Below are 18156 nucleotides of genomic sequence, written 5' to 3'. Positions count from 1 at the left end.
AGGGTCCCGTGAACGAGCATGTGTACCTGCTTGTGGTTGCCTGGTACATCTTGTTTTGGGGTACCGTGGCCGTGGCCATCCGCAGCTACGGGCCCGGGCGTCTGAAGCGTTCGGTGCGCTGCCCGGATAAGAGTACGCGCGCCAAAATGGTGGTGCTTTACAGCGAGCGCGAATTCGGCTCCGTGCAAGCCGCCGACGTCACTGCCTGCTCGCTCTTCGGCACGGCGCCGGTCACCTGCGAGAAGGCGTGCCTGGCACGACTGTAACGACCGAAAAGCGAAACTCGAAAGACGAAATCCAAAAATCGAGTGCGTGCCACCCTTTTGTCCCGCAGGGCGGGACGAAACGTATTTTGACTGCCTCGACGCTTCTTCGTTCGGCCCCGTTTCTGCCTGCACTGCCAGCGGGCAGCCGTCTAACGTCTGACCGCCAAGCCACACGCGCCATAAATACGACCTGCCTGGTCTGAGGGACACCGAATCAGAAGTCGAATTGTGAAAGGTTTCCTGGGAAGCTTGGTGCTGGAGGAGGGGAGAGCTTGTCCCGAGTTAATCGAGGGAAACCCTCACGGCGACTGCGGAAGGCGAGAGCCGCCAGCGGCCTTCGGCCAGCGTAGCTTTCTTGGTGTGGTTCCACGACTTGAGCTGGTGTTCCCGTCTCGCGGCAGAGGAACGGTCGTTGTGCCTTTCGTACCAGACCAGAGCCAAAGGTTTCGCGTCGCTGGTGAAGGAGCCACCCCTTCCTGAGCGATGATCGCGTAGTCGTTGGGGGAGATTGCTTGTGATTCCACAGTAATATCTGCCATCCACGCAGAGGAGGAGATAACAACTCCAGCCCAGGGGCAGTTCCGAGATGGCGGTCCCTCGGCTCACTTCGTTCGCTCGGGACAAAATTCGCCACGCGAATTTTGGTGCGGAAGGTGGGGGTCGAACCCACAAGGCCTTGCGGCCACAGGATCCTAAGTCCTGCGCGTCTGCCAATTCCGCCACTTCCGCGTAGTTGATTATACGTGGGTTAGACCTACCCAGGCTATTGCCTGCTAAATGCAATGGCCTAGCCGCCCGTACTGGTTTTGGGGTACTTGGGGTGATGCCTTGCCATATTAACCGTAGGCTTTGAGGTGACGGCGGATACGGTCATCCGTCTTCCTTACCAGCGCCTCGACATGTTGCCGATACTTCCGAACCCACAGTTTATGAATCGGAACCGTATATTGCACACGCTGCCCTTGTCAAGCAGTGCCAGCGATCTATGCACAGACTATGCATCTAAATTGGGCTGGCAAAGCGGGTTGCTCCCGCGACCAGACCGTCCATAAATCAGTTGATTCTCGACCCCGTAGGTCGAGGCAGACGAATCTTTTCCACTTGACAGAGATACCACAAAGTGGTATATCCTACGCTGTGGTATTCATTGAGTCCGCCGCCTTCACGCGGCGTCTGTACCAATTGGCCGGGGTTTCAGCGGATCGTGTGTTAAGCGAAATCCAAGGTGATCTGCTGGAAAACCGAGCAAGCGGCAAAGTTGTCAGGGGGCTCGGAGGAATACGGAAGGGCAGAACTTCCAACCCTGTCCGTGGGAAAGGCAAGCGAGGAGGTTTTCGGTACCTGTATCTACATCTCGAACATCGCGGACACATTCACTTGCTTTTGCTTTTCGACAAGGATGAGCAGGAGGATCTGACGACGGCTGAGCGTGCCATCCTACGCGAGATGGTCACAGAGATTAAAGGCCGGTAGAGGAGGAACAACATGGCAAAGCGTAAGAAGGTGAAAGTGTTCGAGGACTTGAGGCTCGCCCTTGCTGATTCCTTGCGGTATGAGCAGGGTCAGTCGGTGAATCTGCGGGTTACAGAGCTTCCCCCTCCGCCGAAGCCATTTAGTCCTGCCAAGATTCGCGAGATCAGACTCGCGCTGAACGCCAGCCAGGCTCGGTTCGCCCGGTTTCTAAACGTCAGCCCCAGGACCGTGGAAAGCTGGGAGCAAGGTACTCGCCATCCCCAGCACGCTGCCCTAAAGCTACTCAACATTGCAAAAAAGCATCCCCAGCTTCTCTTAGAAACGTAGGCGTTGTCGTACTAAATAAGGTGGATGCTCGCTGCCGACTCAGCGAGCGTGGCTCAGTGGCTACCAGACTAGCCCTTGTTCTCTGGCGTGATTCTCACACAGATAGAGGTTATGTTTCCTGCCTTGTCGCCACTCTGATTTCCAGTCTACCTCCTTCTCGCACGGCCACTCGGCCTCGCGCGAAACAAGTTCTAACTCACGCTCGCCATGAATACGAAATTGCAACCTTTTGCCTTGAGAGCAAGTAGTCACTGCAGCTATGAAGCAGCCATGAATCACCGACCCGCAAAGGCTCTCATCGGACTCGACCGGACTCGATGCGATTCCTCTCCCCCCAACGGCAGGCCATTCTTTTGCTTGCGGCTTGTCCGTGTTTGCAAGTCCTGCGCGTCTGCCCGTTCCGCCACTTCCGCCTGCCGACAGGGTAACGAAGGTGGCCATCCTTTGGCAACCTCGGTTCCTACGCTCCTCGGCCGCCGCGATTCCCTGGCGCCACCAAACGCCGGAAATTGGTCCATGCACCGGCCTGCCCTCGCTACGCCTTCACTTGCGGAAGGGGAAATGGGGCGCTATCCTACTTTGCGCGAAGGTTGCTGAGGCTGAACGACCTTCGTAACCCTGGGCGCCCGGGCGGAGAGCTGATGAAAACAAAAAGGTCATCCAGAGATCGAACCTCACGTCGGCGCGGGGTGTCGGGTGCGCCAGGAACCGTCGAGCGATGTGAAACGTGTAGCGCGCCGGTAGCGCGCTGCCGTGCTTGCGGCCGCTTGCAGCATGTTTACTATTTTTCGCACGATGGCCGCTGCTGGGATTGCCTTCCCGGCCATGAAGGCAAAGGCGGTTGGGCGCCTGGGCCCGGTCACCACCGGGAATAGCGCGTGCCTCCACTCGACCGGTTGGACCGCCGGGCTACCTGCGGAGGAGTCAGGCTGGGTGGATTTCCGTTGACTCGCGTCCGGCGCTCCTTTAAACTCTGGTTTCGCTGGAGCCTGGCCGCAGGACTGACCTCGAGTTCCGCCACATCTCGAGACCTCACGAGAAGGGTAAGCGAATCTCAGGGGAAAAGACTCGTTCTCATCTGACTTCTGGTGCCGTTCCAACTTTCCGAGGTCAGGTTTTTCAGGTTCGCGGCACACAGGGGGTAATGGGCCGCGCCGGTCAGTTGTTCTCCTCAGGCAGTTGGAACGGCACTGGCGCATATTCAAGCGCAGCCGAAAGACCCGGGCTGTCATCCAATTCATTCGGGCATGGTCGGGCAGGCCTCATCCTAAATGGACGCGACGAGCTGTAAACGACAACTGGAGATTGAAATTCCGGCGGATGTGGTGAGCCGCGAGGCAGCTACCGTGGCGCAAAAGTTTGCCCGCATGGCGCGCGTTCCGGGATTTCGCCCAGGCAAGGCTCCGGTGAGCGTCATCCGGCAGCGTTACGCAGAGGATATCAAAAGTGAAGTCCTTCAAGCGCTCATCCCCGAGTACATTGACCAGGAGATGCAAAAGCAAAAGCTCGCGCCGGTGACCCGCCCGAGCGTAGAAAAGCTTGAATTCGAGGAGGGTAAGCCGTTGCGTTTCCGGGCCATCTTTGAGGTTTTGCCCGAATTCGAGTTGAAGGAATACAAGGGGCTCGAAGTGAAGATCGAGCCGCTCCGCTTGACGGACGAGGACGTGAACCGGGCGATCGCCGACCTGCGCGAGCGCCACGCCACCTATACCGTGGTGGAAGGCCGGCCGCTCGCCGATGGCGATTTTGCCGTCCTCTCGCTCGTCGGCATCGAGACCAAGCCGGCGGTGAGTAAGGCAGCGCCCTTCCGCACCGAGGACGTCATGTGCCATATTGGTGCGGACGAGACGCTGGAGGAATTCAATCGGCAACTGCGCGGGGCGTCGGTGGGCGACGAACGGCGCTTTGAAGTCATCTATCCGGACGATTACCCGGACGAGCGGCTTCACGGCAAGACGATTGCCTACCATCTCCGGGTGAAAGGGATCAAGCAAAAGCAGTTGCCGGAACCCAACGACGACTTCGCCAAGGATGTCGGCGAATTTGCTTCCCTGGAGGAACTCGAGAAGAAGATCCGATCGGACATGGAATCGGCCCGGGATCGCCGCGAAAAGGAGATGGGCAAGGACAAGCTGCTGGAAGCGCTGGTCGCGGCCCATGACTTCCCTGTTCCCGAAGCGCTGGTGGAACGTCAGATGGACGTGCGGCTCGAGCGAACGGCGCGATCCCTGATCGCGCAGGGAGTGGACCCTCGCGCGGTAAACGTGGACTGGGTGAGCCTGAGGCGCCGCCAGCAGGAGGGCGCCTTGACGGAAGTGAAAGCAGGCTTGATTCTGGATCGGGTGGCCGACCAGGAGAATTTGGAGGTATCGGAGGAGGAACTCAACCGGGAGCTGGACGATCTGGCCCGACGTAGCGGAGAGAGCACAAGCGTCCTGCGGGCTCGCTTGACAAAACAAGGGGCGCTCGATAGGATTAGTTCTCGACTCCGCAACGAGAAGGCTCTCGACCGCATTTACGAGAGCGCTCGAATCCGTTCCACATAGCGGGCGGGTGCCTGACCCTTTGAGACCAGCGGCCGAGTTGCTCCTTCCCCGATAGAACCATGAAGCCCGAGCAAGACGATTCCGGCGTTCGTGCGATGCTCATCCCCATGGTGGTCGAGCAGACCAACCGCGGCGAGCGCGCTTACGATATCTATTCCCGGCTGCTGCGTGACAACATCATCTTCATCGGCACGCCCGTTGACGACCACGTCGCCAATCTGGTCACCGCCCAAATGCTTTTCCTCGAAGCGGAAGACCCGGAAAAGGACATCTCGCTCTACATCAACTCACCCGGAGGCTCGATTACGGCCGGCATGGCGATCTACGACACCATGCAATTTGTTCGTCCCGATGTGATTTCGATCTGCATCGGCCAGGCGGCATCCATCGCGGCGCTTTTGCTCGCTGCCGGCGCCGCCAAGAAACGGTTTGCCCTCCCCAATTCTCGCGTTCTCATCCACCAGCCCTGGATGTCAGGCCTCTCCGGACAGGCCACGGACATTGACATCCATGCCAAGGAAATCCTGCGCATGCGTAACGTGCTGAACGACCTTTTCGCTCGCCATACCCAGCAGCCGCTGGAGCGCATTGAAAAAGACGTTGAGCGCGACTTCATTATGTCCGCCGAGCAGGCAAAGGATTATGGCATTGTGGACGAAATCATCTTCAAGCACCGATAGGACGGGACGGAAGCGTGCGTAAAAGCAACATCGAAGAGCCCCTCCGCTGCTCCTTCTGCCACAAACCGCAGGAGCAAGTGGAGAAGCTCATCTCCTCTCCGACCGATTACGCCCGCGTCTATATTTGCAACGAATGCGTCGGAGTTTGCCACCAAATCCTCAGCGAGGAGACACGCGAGCAAACGGCCCAGGCGAGCCGCCGTCTCCCCAAGCCGCCTGAGACCAAGGAATTCCTCGACCAGTACGTCATCGGCCAGGACAAGACGAAAAAGAAGCTCGCGGTTGCGGTCTATAACCACTACAAGCGCATTTTCCTTAACCGGCAGCCGGATGAAGTCGAACTGATGAAATCAAACATTCTCCTCATCGGGCCGACCGGCACCGGAAAGACACTCCTGGCGCAAACGCTGGCGCGCATGCTCGAGGTGCCCTTCGCCATCGTGGACGCCACCACCTTGACCGAGGCCGGCTACGTCGGCGAAGACGTCGAGAACATCATCCTCAAGCTGCTGCAGAATGCCGACGGCGATGTCGCCCGCGCCCAGCAAGGGATCATTTACATAGACGAGATCGACAAAATCTCGCGCAAGGATGAAAATCCTTCGATTACCCGCGACGTCTCCGGGGAGGGCGTGCAGCAAGCGCTCTTGAAAATCCTGGAAGGCACCGTGGCCAATGTTCCCCCCCAGGGCGGCCGCAAACATCCCCACCAGGAATTCACCCCGGTGGACACCACCAACATCCTTTTTCTTTGTGGCGGCGCCTTTGTCGGCCTGGAAAAGATCATTGAGCGCCGCGTGGGCAAGCGCTCCGTGGGCTTTCGGGCGGATACGCCCCCGGCCACGCCCGGCCGGCGGAATCTGGAACTTCTCGAGCAACTTCAGCCCACCGATCTGATAAAATATGGGTTGATCCCGGAGTTTGTCGGACGCCTGCCTGTCGTCGGCATCCTCGGCGACCTCGACCGCACGGCACTGGTTCGAATTCTCACGGAACCCAAGAACGCGCTCGTCCGGCAATATCAGCGGCTGTTCGAGTTTGAGAATGTTCGATTGCGTTTCACCGATGACGCGCTTGAAACCATTGCTCATCACGCCCTCGAGCGTCGGGTGGGCGCGCGGGGACTCCGTATGATTTTGGAAGACCTCATGCTCGACCTGATGTATCACCTTCCGGCCCAACGCAAGGTGCGCGAATTCGTGATCACCCGCGACATGGTGGAGCGCCGCGAAATCATTTTTGGCTTGTTGGAAAAGGCCGGATAGCCCAGGGGAGAGATGTTCAACCGCGAAAAATTTGAAATCAAACGCATGCCCATGATGCCCATTCGCGACGTGGTCATCTTTCCGCATATGATGACCCCCTTCGTCGTGGGCCGCGAGAGTTCAGTGCGAGCGCTGGAAGAGGCGCTGGCCGGCGAAAAGAAAATCTTTCTCGCCACCCAACATGACGCCTCGGTGGATGATCCCAAGCCCAATGAGATCTTTCAAGTGGGCACGGTGGCCAACATCGTCCAGAGCCTGAAACACCCCGACGGGAATATCAAAGTCTTGGTGGAAGGCATCGAGCGCGGCAAAGTCCTCCAACTCACCAACGAGGAGGGCTTCTTCCGCGCCACCGTCCGCGTCGTCTCCTACAAGCTGGAAATGACCCCCCCAATCGAAACCGCTGTCAATCGCGCCACCACCCTTTTCGAGCAGTACGTCAAGTTGAGCCAGACTCTCAACTACGACACCATGATCGCCGCCGTCCGGGTGGATGATCCTTCGAAGCTGGCTGACACCATTGCCGCCAATCTCCAGTTGGGCGTCGAAGAAAAGCAAGAACTCTTGGAGATTTTCGAGCCCCTCGAACGCCTGAACCGCGTGGGCGATATCCTCGAATTGGAAATTGAAAAGCTGAACGTGGATCGCAGCATCCAGAATCGCGTCAAGCGGCAGATGGAGCGCGCTCAAAAAGAGTACTACCTCAACGAAAAACTCAAAGCCATCCAAAAGGAGCTGGGTCGGGGCGAAAAGAGCGAACTGGACGAGCTGAAAAAGAAGATTGACACCGCCGGGATGCCCAAAGACACCCACGAAAAGGCCATTCAGGAGTTGAAGCGGCTGGAAATGATGCCGCCGATGTCAGCCGAGTCCACCGTCTCTCGCAACTACATTGACTGGCTCATCGCTGTGCCCTGGAAAAAGAGATCGAAGGAAATCAAGGATCTCCAGACGGCGGAAAAAATACTCGAAGCCGACCATTATGGTCTCGAAAAGATCAAAGAGCGCATTTTGGAATTTCTCGCCGTGCGCCAGCTCGTGAAAAACCCGAAGGGCTCGATCCTCTGCTTTGTCGGTCCTCCCGGGGTCGGCAAGAGTTCCCTCGGCATGTCCATCGCCCGCGCCACCGGACGCAAATTCATCCGGCTCTCGCTGGGCGGCGTGCGCGATGAGGCGGAAATCCGCGGCCACCGTCGCACCTACATCGGCGCCCTGCCCGGCCAGATTCTCCAGATGATGCGCAAGGCCGCCACCATCAATCCCGTCTTCATGCTGGACGAAGTGGACAAGATGTCCATGGATTTTCGCGGCGACCCCTCAGCCGCTCTCATGGAGGTTTTGGACCCCGAGCTGAACAAAAGCTTCATCGACCATTATCTCGACGTGGAGTATGACCTGTCGAAGGTCATGTTCATTTGTACGGCAAACGTGCTCCACACCATTCCGCAACCGTTGCAGGATCGGATGGAGATCCTCCGCCTCTCCGGCTACACCGAACAGGAAAAAGTGGAGATTGCCAAGCGCTTCCTGGTTGCCAAGCAGCGCAAGGCCACCGGCCTTTCGGAGAAGAACCTCGCGTTCAGCGATAGCGCGCTCAGTTTCTTGATCCAGTCCTATACCCGCGAAGCCGGCGTGCGCAATCTGGAACGCGAGATCAGCAACGTTTGCCGCAAGACCACCCGCAAGGTCATTAAGGAAGGGAAAGAGATCTCTGTCAACGTCACGCCGGAGGTGCTGCCGGACTTCCTCGGCGTCATCAAGTACCGCGACACACAAAGCGAAAAGAAGAACGAAGTTGGCCTGGCCAACGGCTTGGCCTGGACTGAGGTGGGCGGACAGTTGCTTGCCATCGAGGCCACCTTGATGGAGGGCAAGGGCAAGTTGACGCTCACCGGCAAGCTCGGCGATGTCATGCAGGAGTCCGCCCAGGCGGCAATGAGCTACGTCCGCACGCGCGCGTCGCATTTCGGCCTGCCCAAAGATTTCTATCGCCACCTGGATATCCACGTTCACCTGCCTGAAGGCGCCATTCCCAAGGACGGCCCGTCGGCCGGCATCTCCATGGCGACCACCATCGTGAGCGCCCTGACCCGTATCCCTGTCCGCTGCGACGTTGCCATGACCGGTGAAATTACCTTGCGCGGCAAGGTGCTCCCCATTGGCGGTGTGAAAGAAAAGCTCCTCGCCGCTCACCGCACGGGCATCCGCACGGTGGTTTTGCCCAAGGACAACGAAAAGGATATGGCCGACATCCCGAAGGAAATCCAGGAGGTGTTGGCCGTGAAGTTTGTGGATACGATGGATGAGGTGCTCGAGATTGCTTTGGAGCGACCCCTGCGCCCGGGCGAAACAATCGCGCCCGAGGTTTCCAGCATCGCGACGAAATTTGAACCCGCGGCTGAGGGCGATCAGCAGATTGCAAACTAGTTCGCGACCACCTTCTTTCGGGCAGGTCGCTCTCTATGCCACTAACACTGACGTCGAGGGAAGGATGAAGTCCAGGGCCATCAGATTGGGAACGACACTAGCCGGCCCCTGTTTTGTTTCACCCATCGCGCTGCTCTAGCTCGAAGTTCGGCCACTCGGGCAAGCTGCCCCGACCAGTCGCGGCATGCCAGATCGGGCTGCTGCTGTGATCTGAGTTGGTGGTTGCCCGCGGGCCATAAGGAGGTCTTGGAACGGCCCTTCGTCGGGAGGCTCAACTCCACTCCGATGGAGTCCCTGCCGCGGTTAACCCCTGTGACCCGGTGGCCCCTTGCTACAAACCAAGATGCTTTCAACCATTGATTTCTTGAGAGGCAAGTCCGAAAGACTCATGTCCTGTTTACCCGCCGCCATCCTCTCCAGGCACTATCGGGAGCGGAAATAGCGGCAACTACGGGGCGCCCCGACCTGTCGGCGCACCCCAGAACGGGTGAAGAACCATCCATGAACCTAGCTGAACTGAAAGACAAGAACATCAAGGAACTTTCCAAAATCGCCGTGGACTTGAACATCCCCGGCGCGAGCGGCCTGCGCAAGCAGGAGCTGATCTTCCAGATCCTTCGCGCTCAGACGGAGAAGAACGGCTTGATCTTTTCCGAGGGCGTCCTCGAGTGTCTGCCGGACGGCTTCGGCTTCTTGCGCGCGCCTGAGTACAACTATCTCCCGGGGCCGGATGACATCTACGTCTCGCCGTCGCAGATCCGCAAGTTCGATATGCGGACGGGCGATACGGTTTCCGGTCAGGTGCGCCCGCCCAAGGATGGCGAACGCTACTTTGCGCTCATCAAGGTGGAAGCGGTCAACTTTGAAGACCCCGAAGTCGCTCGGAACAAAATCTTTTTTGACAACCTGACCGCCCTCTACCCGCAGGAGCGTATCCGGCTGGAAACGGCTACGGAAAACATCTCGGCGCGCGTGATGGATCTGCTCACGCCCGTGGGCAAAGGCCAGCGCGGCCTGATCGTTGCGCCGCCCCGCACCGGCAAGACCATGCTCCTCCAGACGATCGCCAACTCGATCGCCTTGAACCACCAGGAGGTGAGCCTGATCGTCCTTTTGATCGACGAACGCCCGGAGGAAGTTACCGACATGCAGCGCACCGTGCACGGCGGCGAGGTGATCAGTTCCACCTTTGATGAGCCGCCTCAGCGGCACATTCAGGTTGCCGAGATGGTCCTCGAAAAAGCCAAGCGGCTGGTGGAACACAAGCGCGACGTTGTCATCTTGCTCGACTCCGTTACCCGCCTAGCCCGCGCTTACAACGCCATCACCCCGCCTTCCGGAAAAGTCCTTTCGGGCGGTATTGACGCCAACGCGCTCCAGCGGCCGCGGCGCTTCTTCGCTGCCGCGAGAAACATCGAGGAAGGCGGCTCGCTCACCATCATTGCCACCGCGCTCATTGAAACCGGTAGCCGCATGGACGACGTGATCTTTGAAGAGTTCAAGGGCACCGGCAACATGGAAATCAATCTCGACCGGAGGCTGGTGGACAAGCGCGTCTTCCCGGCCATTGACATCAATCGCTCCGGCACGCGCAAGGAAGAGCTCCTCATGCCGCGCGACGAGTTGAACCGCATCTGGGTTCTTCGCAAGGTGCTCAATCCGCTCTCGCCGGTGGAAGCGATGGAACTTATCATCGATAAGCTTTCCAAGACGAAGTCCAACAGCGAATTCCTGAACCGCATGAGCGATCCAGGGTAGCCTCTTCGAGATTCGCGCCTTTGCTCGCTGGGCTCCACGCTCTCGGCAACACACCTCGGTCCCGCTTGGGCGGGACAGCCCCTCAGGGGGAATCTATTTCCCTTTCGACAACGAACGCCGGAACACGAGTCCGCCTGTCGTTCTCACTGGCTTATAATCCTCTCTCAGGATCAGATTCGCCCTGACCGCTGGCCGGAACGAGTTCAACATGCGACTCACCAACCCCTGGCGCTACGGCCTCCTCTTCATGCTCATTCTCTGCTACACGGTGCTCATTGTGGGCGGGCTGCTCTGGTTCCGGGTGAAGCCGCCCATCCCCATCTCCGTGGTGGATCCTAAGGGCAACGTCTTTCTCACAGGCCAACAGATTCTGGACGGACAATCCGTCTTCCAGAAATACGGTCTGATGGACCATGGCAGTGTTTTCGGCGAGGGAGCCTACCTCGCTCCGGATTTCACCGCCGACTACCTCCACCGGGAATGCGAAATCGTGCGCGACGCCAAAGCGATGCGCACTTTTCTCAAGAGCTACGCGCAGCTCACTGACCAACAAAGAGCGGTCGTGAACCAGGCGGTCCGGGCGGAGCTCAAGACCAATCGCTATGACGCTGCCACCGGCAAGCTTGTTCTTCCCGAGGACGAGGTCGCTGCCTTCCAAGCTCTGGTCCGGCATTACAGTGACCTGTTTCGCAACGGCGACGACCGTCTCACCCTCCGACGTGACACCATCACCCAAGAGAGCGAGGTTTACAACCTGACCGCTTTCTTTGCCTGGACAGCATGGGCAGCGGTCACGCCGCGGCCCGGCGCAAGCTACTCCTACACCAACAACTGGCCCTACGAGCCGGCGGTGGGGAACGAACCGACGCACGGCGCAGTCCTGTGGAGCGCCCTCAGTTTGATTGGTCTCATCGGTGGTCTTGCGGCGATGCTTTTCTTCATGGGTCGCTATCGGAGTCTCGGCTGGCAGCCCTCGCCGCCCGAAGTTCCCATCAACGTTCCTGACCCGGGGACGTTTCCCATCAGCGCCGCCAATCGCGCCATCGGCAAATTCTTTTTGGTGGTTGCCTGGCTGCTCGTAGCCCAGGTAGCGATGGGCACACTTTCCGTCCACTACTTTGTTGAAGGCTCAAAGTTTTACGGCATCTCCACCGTGAATTTCTTGCCCTTTAACGTCTCCCGCAGCTTCCATGTCCAACTTTCCATTTTGTGGATTGCCATCGCGTGGTTGCTGAGCGGGCTGTTTGTGGTCAACCAGCTTGCTGAGCGCGAACCTCCTCGTCAGTGGCTCTATGTCAATGTCCTCTTTGCGCTCATTGTTGGCGTGACGGTGGGAAGCCTTTCCGGCATCTGGCTTGGAGTGCGCGACAGTCTCGGCAAGTGGTGGTTCTGGCTCGGCCATCAAGGCTGGGAGTACTTCGAGCTGGGGCGGCTCTGGCAAATTGCGTTCGTCGCCGCAATGGTTTTCTGGGCGTGGCTTTTTATCCGCCCCCTTTGGCCGCGACTCAAAGCCGAACGCAAGCCCTCGAAAGGCGCAGCCGGTCTCTCCTATCTGCTCCTCTATTGCGCGATTGCTATCCCGCTGTTCTATGTTTTCGCCCTTTTCTACACTCCCGGCACCCACTGGAATGTGGCCGATTACTGGCGCTTCTGGGTCATTCACCTGTGGGTCGAAGGCTTCTTCGAGCTTTTTGCCACGGCCATCATCGCCTTCATCTTCACTCAGATTGGGCTGGTCACTGAGGACAGCGCCGTCCGGCTGGTTTACCTGGATGCGTTTCTCTATCTCGGCACCGGCATCATCGGCACCGGCCATCACTGGTACTGGATTGGCGCGCCGGAATTTTGGATGGCGCTCGGCGCCGTCTTCAGCGCCATGCAAGTGATTCCGCTCACGATCCTCACCCTCGTAGCAACTAATTTTCAGCGCATCGGCCAGCGGCAGAAGATGCCGCTCGTGCATAAGTGGCCCATCTATTTCCTCGCTGCGGCCGGGTTTTGGAATTTCTTAGGCGCGGGTGTTTTCGGATTTCTAGTGAATCTGCCGATCGTCAGCTACTTTCAGCACGGCACCTACTGGACTCCCCTCCACGCCCACGCCGCGCTCATGGGCGCCTACGGCATGATGGCCATCGGCCTGATGCTTTTTCCTCTGCGCTATTTGATTCACCCGGACTATTTCGACGGGCGCCTCCTATGGGTCGCTTTCTGGGGCATGAACGTGGGGCTTCTCCTCATGTGTGTGCCCAGCCTCTTCACCACCGGACTCTTGCAGGTCATCGCCAGTATGAGGGAAGGCTACTGGTACGCGCGCAGCATCGAGTTTATCCAGTCGCGCCCGATGCAGCTCAGCATTTGGGCGCGCCTGCCCGGTGACACCTTGTTTGCCATCGGCGCCCTCGCCCTTGCCCTTTTCGTGACCAAAGGCATCTTCCACCTTCGACGCGCAAATCGTGGCACCACCCCCGGCCCGGAGGCGCCCTCTCTTGGGCGTCAACGCTGAGTCCTTTGCCGGTCGAAAGCGAAATGCGGCGGAGACGTTCGGCCAAAAACCCATCAAGGGAGAGTAAATGCCGGGAAGGAAGTGGGCACGAAGAATTCCGCCCAGCGTGGCGTGCTTGCTCCCGGCAACCAATACCCTGGGTTTCGGTCAAAACAAGGGAAGAATTCCTACCCCCGGGATAGCGTCGCCTCCTTGTGTTTCATCAGAAACACGATGAGCTCCGCCGTCTCCTCGGCTGAGAGCGCCGTGGTGTCAATATGGACCGCGTCCCGGGCGCGCTTGAGCGGAGATAGCTTTCGCCCGGCGTCTCGCTTGTCCCGTTCTCGGATTTCCTTTTCAATCTGGCCCAGGTCGGAAGCCTCACCCTTTTCCTGATGCTCGGCAAAGCGCCGCCTTGCCCGCACCTCCGGGGAGGCGTCGAGAAATATCTTCAGGTCAGCGTCAGGGAAGACCACTGTCCCGATATCGCGTCCTTCCATGACCAGATCGTTCGCTTCCGCCGCGCGGCGCTGCTCCGCCACCATGGGCGCCCGCACCCCGGCGTATCGGGACAACTCGGAAGTAGCCTGGCTCACTTCTCGACTTCGCAAACGGGCGGAGACGTTCTCGCCATTCACAAAAACATTCAGCCCATCGGCCGCCGGCCTCAGGTCCACCCGCAGCGAAGCCGCCAGTCGCGAAACACCCTCTTCATCCGCCGGAGAGATCTTGCGGTCAAGCGACGCCCTTGCTACCGCGCGATACATCGCCCCGCTATCCACATACGCGTAGCCCAACTTCTCCGCAACCCGTTTTGCCACCGTACTCTTCCCCGACCCAACCGGACCGTCTATGGCAATCACGCGCCGGCGATCCTTCATCTCCGCCTTTCCCCCAAAAACTACGGCCGGACAAAGCTGACACCGAGAGCCCGAATCGCACCCGGCCGGGATTCGGCGTGTAGTGCCGGTCCCGGCTCCGGCGCGCGAGGGAGGCACCGTAGAGAATGCAGCAAGTCCTTCTCCGCGATTGCGTCGGCTGAGCGCGACGGTGTTTGCCGCCACCCTCGCTCGCGCCATTCCTCCACCCGGTTCTTCGAAATCGCCAGTTTCGCCACGCTCTAAACCCGCTTGAAAGCTTTTTCAATCTCTCGAAGACTGTAGCGCAATACGATGGGCCGCCCATGCGGACAGCTCATCGGACAATCGGTCTTCGCCAGCTCGCCCAGCAGCCATTCCATCTTCCGCTGATCGAGCGGCATGTTGATCTTGATGGCCGCGTGGCACGACACCGAGGCGGCAATTTTCCTGCGGAGGGTTTCTACATTCGTTGTCTGTGCGTCTTTTTCGACTCCGTCCAGAAGTTCGACAAGCAGCTTGTCCAGGTCGCTCGTGCTGATCCCGGTTGGCGCCGATTGAATGGCTACCGTGCGCTGGCCAAACGGCTCGACGTCGAAGCCGCTCGAGCGCAGCTCGGCGGCAATTTGGTCGAACGTAGCCTGCTGGCACGGGCTGAGCTGGACGATTATGGGCATCAAAAGGCGCTGGCCGGTCACCTGTCCGGCTTGCCGCTCGCGCAACTGCCTCTCAAACAGGACCCGCTCGTGGGCTACGTGCTGGTCCACAATCCACAGACCGGAGGCGTTGACCGCAACGATGAAGCTGTTGCTTACCTGACCCAATGGCTTCAGATTGGCGATTTCCGCTTCGGTAGTTGTCGGCGCCGTGCTCGCCGGCTGCCCGGCCGCATTTGCAAAGGTTCCTGTCACGCCTTGTCGGGACTCGTCCGACAAAGCCAACGGAATCGCTTCGCCCGTTTCAAACGAAAACCGTTGCGGTTCCGGCGCCGGCTGATAGGGTTCCAGTTCGAAACCCGCCCCATCCGACATCGGAACATCGGTTGGAATCGCCTGTTGAAGACTCGGGCCTGTGCCAGCAGCAGCCACTCCGGCGGCTCGTTGGGCCGGCCGGCCGACGCTGGGAAAGCTGGCGATGGGCTTCAGCGCGGTCAGCGCCGCCCGAATGGCCTCGCGGGCGCTGTCGTGAACCCACGCGGAATGACGAAAGCGCACTTCCACCTTCGAGGGATGAACGTTGACGTCCACCTCGGCAAAGGGAAGTTCCAGAAAAAGCAGTACGGTTGGAAAGGCATCCGAAGGCAGGATATTGCGATAAGCCTCGTGAATGGCGTGCAGGATCAGCCGATCCCGCACAAGCCGGCGATTCACAAAGACGTAGATTGCGTTCCGATTTGGCCGCTGCACCTCCGGCTTCGAGACAAATCCGCGGATAGCCATCTCCGCCGGCTCGCGCTCGGTGTCGCCTGGCTCGCCCACCGCGGCCGCCGAGCCCGTTTCCCAGGGCGCTGGCGGCGCTGCCACCTTTGTCTCCTTGAGTTCCAAAAGCTCATCGAGTGCTTGCTTTCCAAAGAGCTGAAAAATTCGGTCCTGGTAGCTTGCCACCGGCCCAACGTTCATGATTTCCTGCGTCGGTGTCTTGAGGACAAAGCTCTTCTCGGGATGAGCGAGAGAGTAGTGGGTGACAAGGGAGGCGATGTGGCCCAGCTCGGTGGTCTCCGATTTGAGAAACTTGCGTCGGGCGGGAACGTTATAAAAGAGATCGCGGACGGTAACGCACGTTCCCGGCGGCAACCCCGCCGCTCTGACACTCATCAGCTTTCCGCCGGCAATTTCGATGCGCGTCCCCGCTTCTTCTTCCTGCGACCTCGTTTCAAGCACAATCCGCGAAACGGCGGCGACCGACGGCAACGCCTCGCCGCGGAAGCCCAACGTGGCAATCGAAACCAAATCTTCAGCCGTGCGGAGTTTGCTGGTGGAGTGGCGCTCAAAGGCAAGCAGCGCATCGTCGTGGCTCATCCCTGAGCCATCGTCGGCTACCCGCAGAAGTCGCTTCCCGCCCGATTCCACTTCCACCGATACTTGCGTGGCGCCCGCGTCGAGCGAGTTCTCAACCAGCTCTTTGACAACCGACGCGGGGCGTTCGACCACCTCACCGGCAGCGATTTTGTTCGCCACCGTCTCGGGCAAGATGCGGATGGATGGCATATCTATGCTGCATTGTAGCGCAGGTGGCGCATTTTTTGCCTCACCTGAGCCATTTTCAAGCCGGTCGTGGCTTCAGTTCATTAGGGCTTCTCGGGCGGCTTCAGGGCGATGCCGAGTTCATCGAGTTGGGTGGGACCAACGGTGGCGGGCGCCTCAGCCATCAAATCGGTCGCGCTGGTTGTCTTGGGGAACGCGATCACATCGCGGAGGGAATCACCCTCAGCCATAATCATCGCGATGCGGTCAATTCCCAGCGCGATGCCGCCGTGCGGCGGCGTGCCGTAAGCGAGCGCGTCCAAAAAGAAGCCGAAGCGCTGCCGCGCCTCTTCTTCGCTCATCCCCAGCGCGCGAAAGACTTGCGCCTGCACGTCTTGCCGGTGAATTCGGATCGAGCCGCTACCCAGTTCGATGCCGTTTAGCACAAGGTCGTACGCTTTCGACCGCACTCTGGCCGGGTCGCCAAGGATTTTGTCTATATCCTCGTCAGCCGGGGCGGTAAAAGGGTGATGCGACGAGACCCACCGCTTCTCCTCCTCGCTGTATTCGAAGAGAGGAAAATCGACGATCCAGACAAACGCATACTGCTTTCGTTCGAAGCGGCTCAGTTTCCGTTCTAGATGCAAACGCAAGGCTCCGGCAACGGCCGCCGCTAGGTCCTTTCCCGGTGCTTTCGTACCCGCGGCCACCGCCAGGATCAATTCCCCAGCCTTTGCCCCGCAGGTTCGCGCCAGCGTCTCCAGCGTCTCCCGCCCAAGCACCTTTTCGAGCGAAGACTGCAAACCCTGGTCGGTGACTTTGACCGAATAGAGACTTTTCGCTCCGGCGGATTTCGCGAGTGCGCCCAGTTCGTCGAGCTGTTTCCGAGAGAATCCGCTGGCGCCGGGAACAACTACCGCATAGACGGGCGGCTCGACCTGCAACCCTGCCCTCACCGCGGGCGCCGAAAACACCTCGGAAACGTCCACCAGCTCCATGCCAAATCGCATGTCTGGCTTGTCCGTGCCAAAGCGCCGGATGGCATCGGCGTATGGCATCCGCGGAAAAGGCGTTTGAATCTTGATCCCGGCCACCTCAAACGCCCGTGCCATCGTTTGTTCGATGACCGAAAAGACATCATCGCGTTGGACGAATGACATCTCCAAATCAAGCTGGGTGAACTCGGGCTGGCGGTCAGCCCGAAGGTCCTCGTCCCGGAAGCAGCGCACGATCTGGAAATATCGCTCCATGCCGCCGATCATCAGAAGCTGTTTGAAAATTTGTGGCGATTGCGGCAGGGCGTAGAAGTGCCCGTGATGGATTCGGCTGGGCACAAGATAGTCACGCGCTCCCTCGGGCGTCGAGCGCGTCAGAAAAGGCGTTTCAATCTCATAGAATCCCTGGCTGTCCAGATATTGTCGAATGGTGAAGATGAGTTTGTGGCGCAACGCGATATTTTGGTGCAACCGCGGCCGGCGCAAATCCAGATAGCGGAATTTCAGCCGTGTTTCCTCGCTGGCCGTCGTTTCATCTTCTACGACAAAGGGCGGCGTGCGCGATTCGTTGAGAATCCACACCCGCTCGGCGATCACCTCCACCTCGCCCGTGGCCAGCCCTGGATTCGGCTTCGTTCGCTTCGCCACCTTGCCCTCAACCGCTGCCACAAACTCGCTGCGCAGTTCGCCGGAACGTCGGTGGGCTTCGGCATTGATCTCAGGATTGAAGACCACCTGGGCCACTCCCGTCCGGTCGCGCAGGTCAATGAAAATAAGCTGGCCCAGGTCTCGCCGACCGTGCACCCAGCCCATCAGTACCACGCCTTGGCCAACGTGGCTTGGCCGCAGTTCGCCGCAGTAGTGAGTGCGCTTCAATTCGCCGAGAGAATCAAGCAA

10 protein-coding genes and 1 tRNA gene are annotated in these 18156 nt (G+C 59.2%); 7 read left to right on the top strand and 4 right to left on the bottom strand.

Annotated features, from left to right (window positions below; translation table 11 throughout):
* The coding region (locus VIH17_03790; GenBank protein ID HEY4682354.1) for a hypothetical protein at positions 1 to 266 on the top strand (266 nt) is incomplete at its 5' end.
* A 642-nt stretch (positions 267 to 908) separates the two neighbouring features.
* Here the strand turns inward: VIH17_03790 and VIH17_03785 are convergent.
* Positions 909 to 995, bottom strand: a tRNA-Leu gene (locus VIH17_03785).
* 2342 nt (positions 996 to 3337) lie between these two features.
* On the opposite strand from VIH17_03785, the gene tig reads away from it, so the two are divergent.
* From tig to VIH17_03755, 6 genes are all read left to right on the top strand, one after another.
* A complete protein-coding gene (gene tig / locus VIH17_03780; protein ID HEY4682353.1) occupies positions 3338 to 4612 on the top strand; it encodes a trigger factor in 1275 nt (424 codons plus the stop codon).
* A gap of 59 nt (positions 4613 to 4671) precedes the next feature.
* A complete protein-coding gene (gene clpP / locus VIH17_03775; protein ID HEY4682352.1) occupies positions 4672 to 5292 on the top strand; it encodes an ATP-dependent Clp endopeptidase proteolytic subunit ClpP in 621 nt (206 codons plus the stop codon).
* Positions 5293 to 5306: 14 nt separating this feature from the next.
* Positions 5307 to 6557, top strand: a complete 1251-nt coding sequence (gene clpX / locus VIH17_03770; GenBank protein ID HEY4682351.1) for an ATP-dependent Clp protease ATP-binding subunit ClpX — start codon at positions 5307 to 5309, stop codon at positions 6555 to 6557.
* Between the two features lie 12 nt (positions 6558 to 6569).
* Positions 6570 to 8984, top strand: coding sequence for an endopeptidase La (gene lon / locus VIH17_03765; protein ID HEY4682350.1), 2415 nt, complete (start codon positions 6570 to 6572; stop codon positions 8982 to 8984).
* Between the two features lie 501 nt (positions 8985 to 9485).
* On the top strand, positions 9486 to 10742 hold the full coding sequence (gene rho / locus VIH17_03760; protein HEY4682349.1) for a transcription termination factor Rho: 1257 nt from the start codon (positions 9486 to 9488) through the stop codon (positions 10740 to 10742).
* A gap of 208 nt (positions 10743 to 10950) precedes the next feature.
* Positions 10951 to 13245 (top strand): nitric-oxide reductase large subunit, encoded by a 2295-nt coding sequence (locus VIH17_03755; GenBank protein ID HEY4682348.1) that lies wholly within the window; start codon positions 10951 to 10953, stop codon positions 13243 to 13245.
* 167 nt (positions 13246 to 13412) lie between these two features.
* Here the strand turns inward: VIH17_03755 and cmk are convergent, their stop codons facing one another.
* From cmk to aspS, 3 genes are all read right to left on the bottom strand, one after another.
* Positions 13413 to 14105 (bottom strand): (d)CMP kinase, encoded by a 693-nt coding sequence (cmk, locus tag VIH17_03750; protein HEY4682347.1) that lies wholly within the window; start codon positions 14103 to 14105, stop codon positions 13413 to 13415.
* A 239-nt stretch (positions 14106 to 14344) separates the two neighbouring features.
* Positions 14345 to 16288, bottom strand: a complete 1944-nt coding sequence (gene mutL / locus VIH17_03745; GenBank protein ID HEY4682346.1) for a DNA mismatch repair endonuclease MutL — start codon at positions 16286 to 16288, stop codon at positions 14345 to 14347.
* 80 nt (positions 16289 to 16368) lie between these two features.
* The coding region (aspS, locus tag VIH17_03740; protein HEY4682345.1) for an aspartate--tRNA ligase at positions 16369 to 18156 on the bottom strand (1788 nt) is incomplete at its 5' end.

It is taken from the genome of Candidatus Acidiferrales bacterium, assembly GCA_036514995.1.
Classification (GTDB): domain Bacteria; phylum Acidobacteriota; class Terriglobia; order Acidiferrales; family DATBWB01; genus DATBWB01.
Note: the sequence above shows the minus strand (reverse complement) of the source record. Positions and strands in the feature narration are given on the sequence as shown.

Bases quoted from the DNA above. Each gene is read 5' to 3' on its own strand.
- tig (HEY4682353.1), top strand. From the start codon at position 3,338: ATGGACGCGACGAGCTGTAAACGACAACTGGAGATTGAAATTCCGGCG.
- clpP (HEY4682352.1), top strand. From the start codon at position 4,672: ATGAAGCCCGAGCAAGACGATTCCGGCGTTCGTGCGATGCTCATCCCC.
- lon (HEY4682350.1), top strand. From the start codon at position 6,570: ATGTTCAACCGCGAAAAATTTGAAATCAAACGCATGCCCATGATGCCC.
- rho (HEY4682349.1), top strand. From the start codon at position 9,486: ATGAACCTAGCTGAACTGAAAGACAAGAACATCAAGGAACTTTCCAAA.
- VIH17_03755 (HEY4682348.1), top strand. From the start codon at position 10,951: ATGCGACTCACCAACCCCTGGCGCTACGGCCTCCTCTTCATGCTCATT.
- cmk (HEY4682347.1), bottom strand. From the start codon at position 14,105: ATGAAGGATCGCCGGCGCGTGATTGCCATAGACGGTCCGGTTGGGTCG.
- mutL (HEY4682346.1), bottom strand. From the start codon at position 16,288: ATGCCATCCATCCGCATCTTGCCCGAGACGGTGGCGAACAAAATCGCT.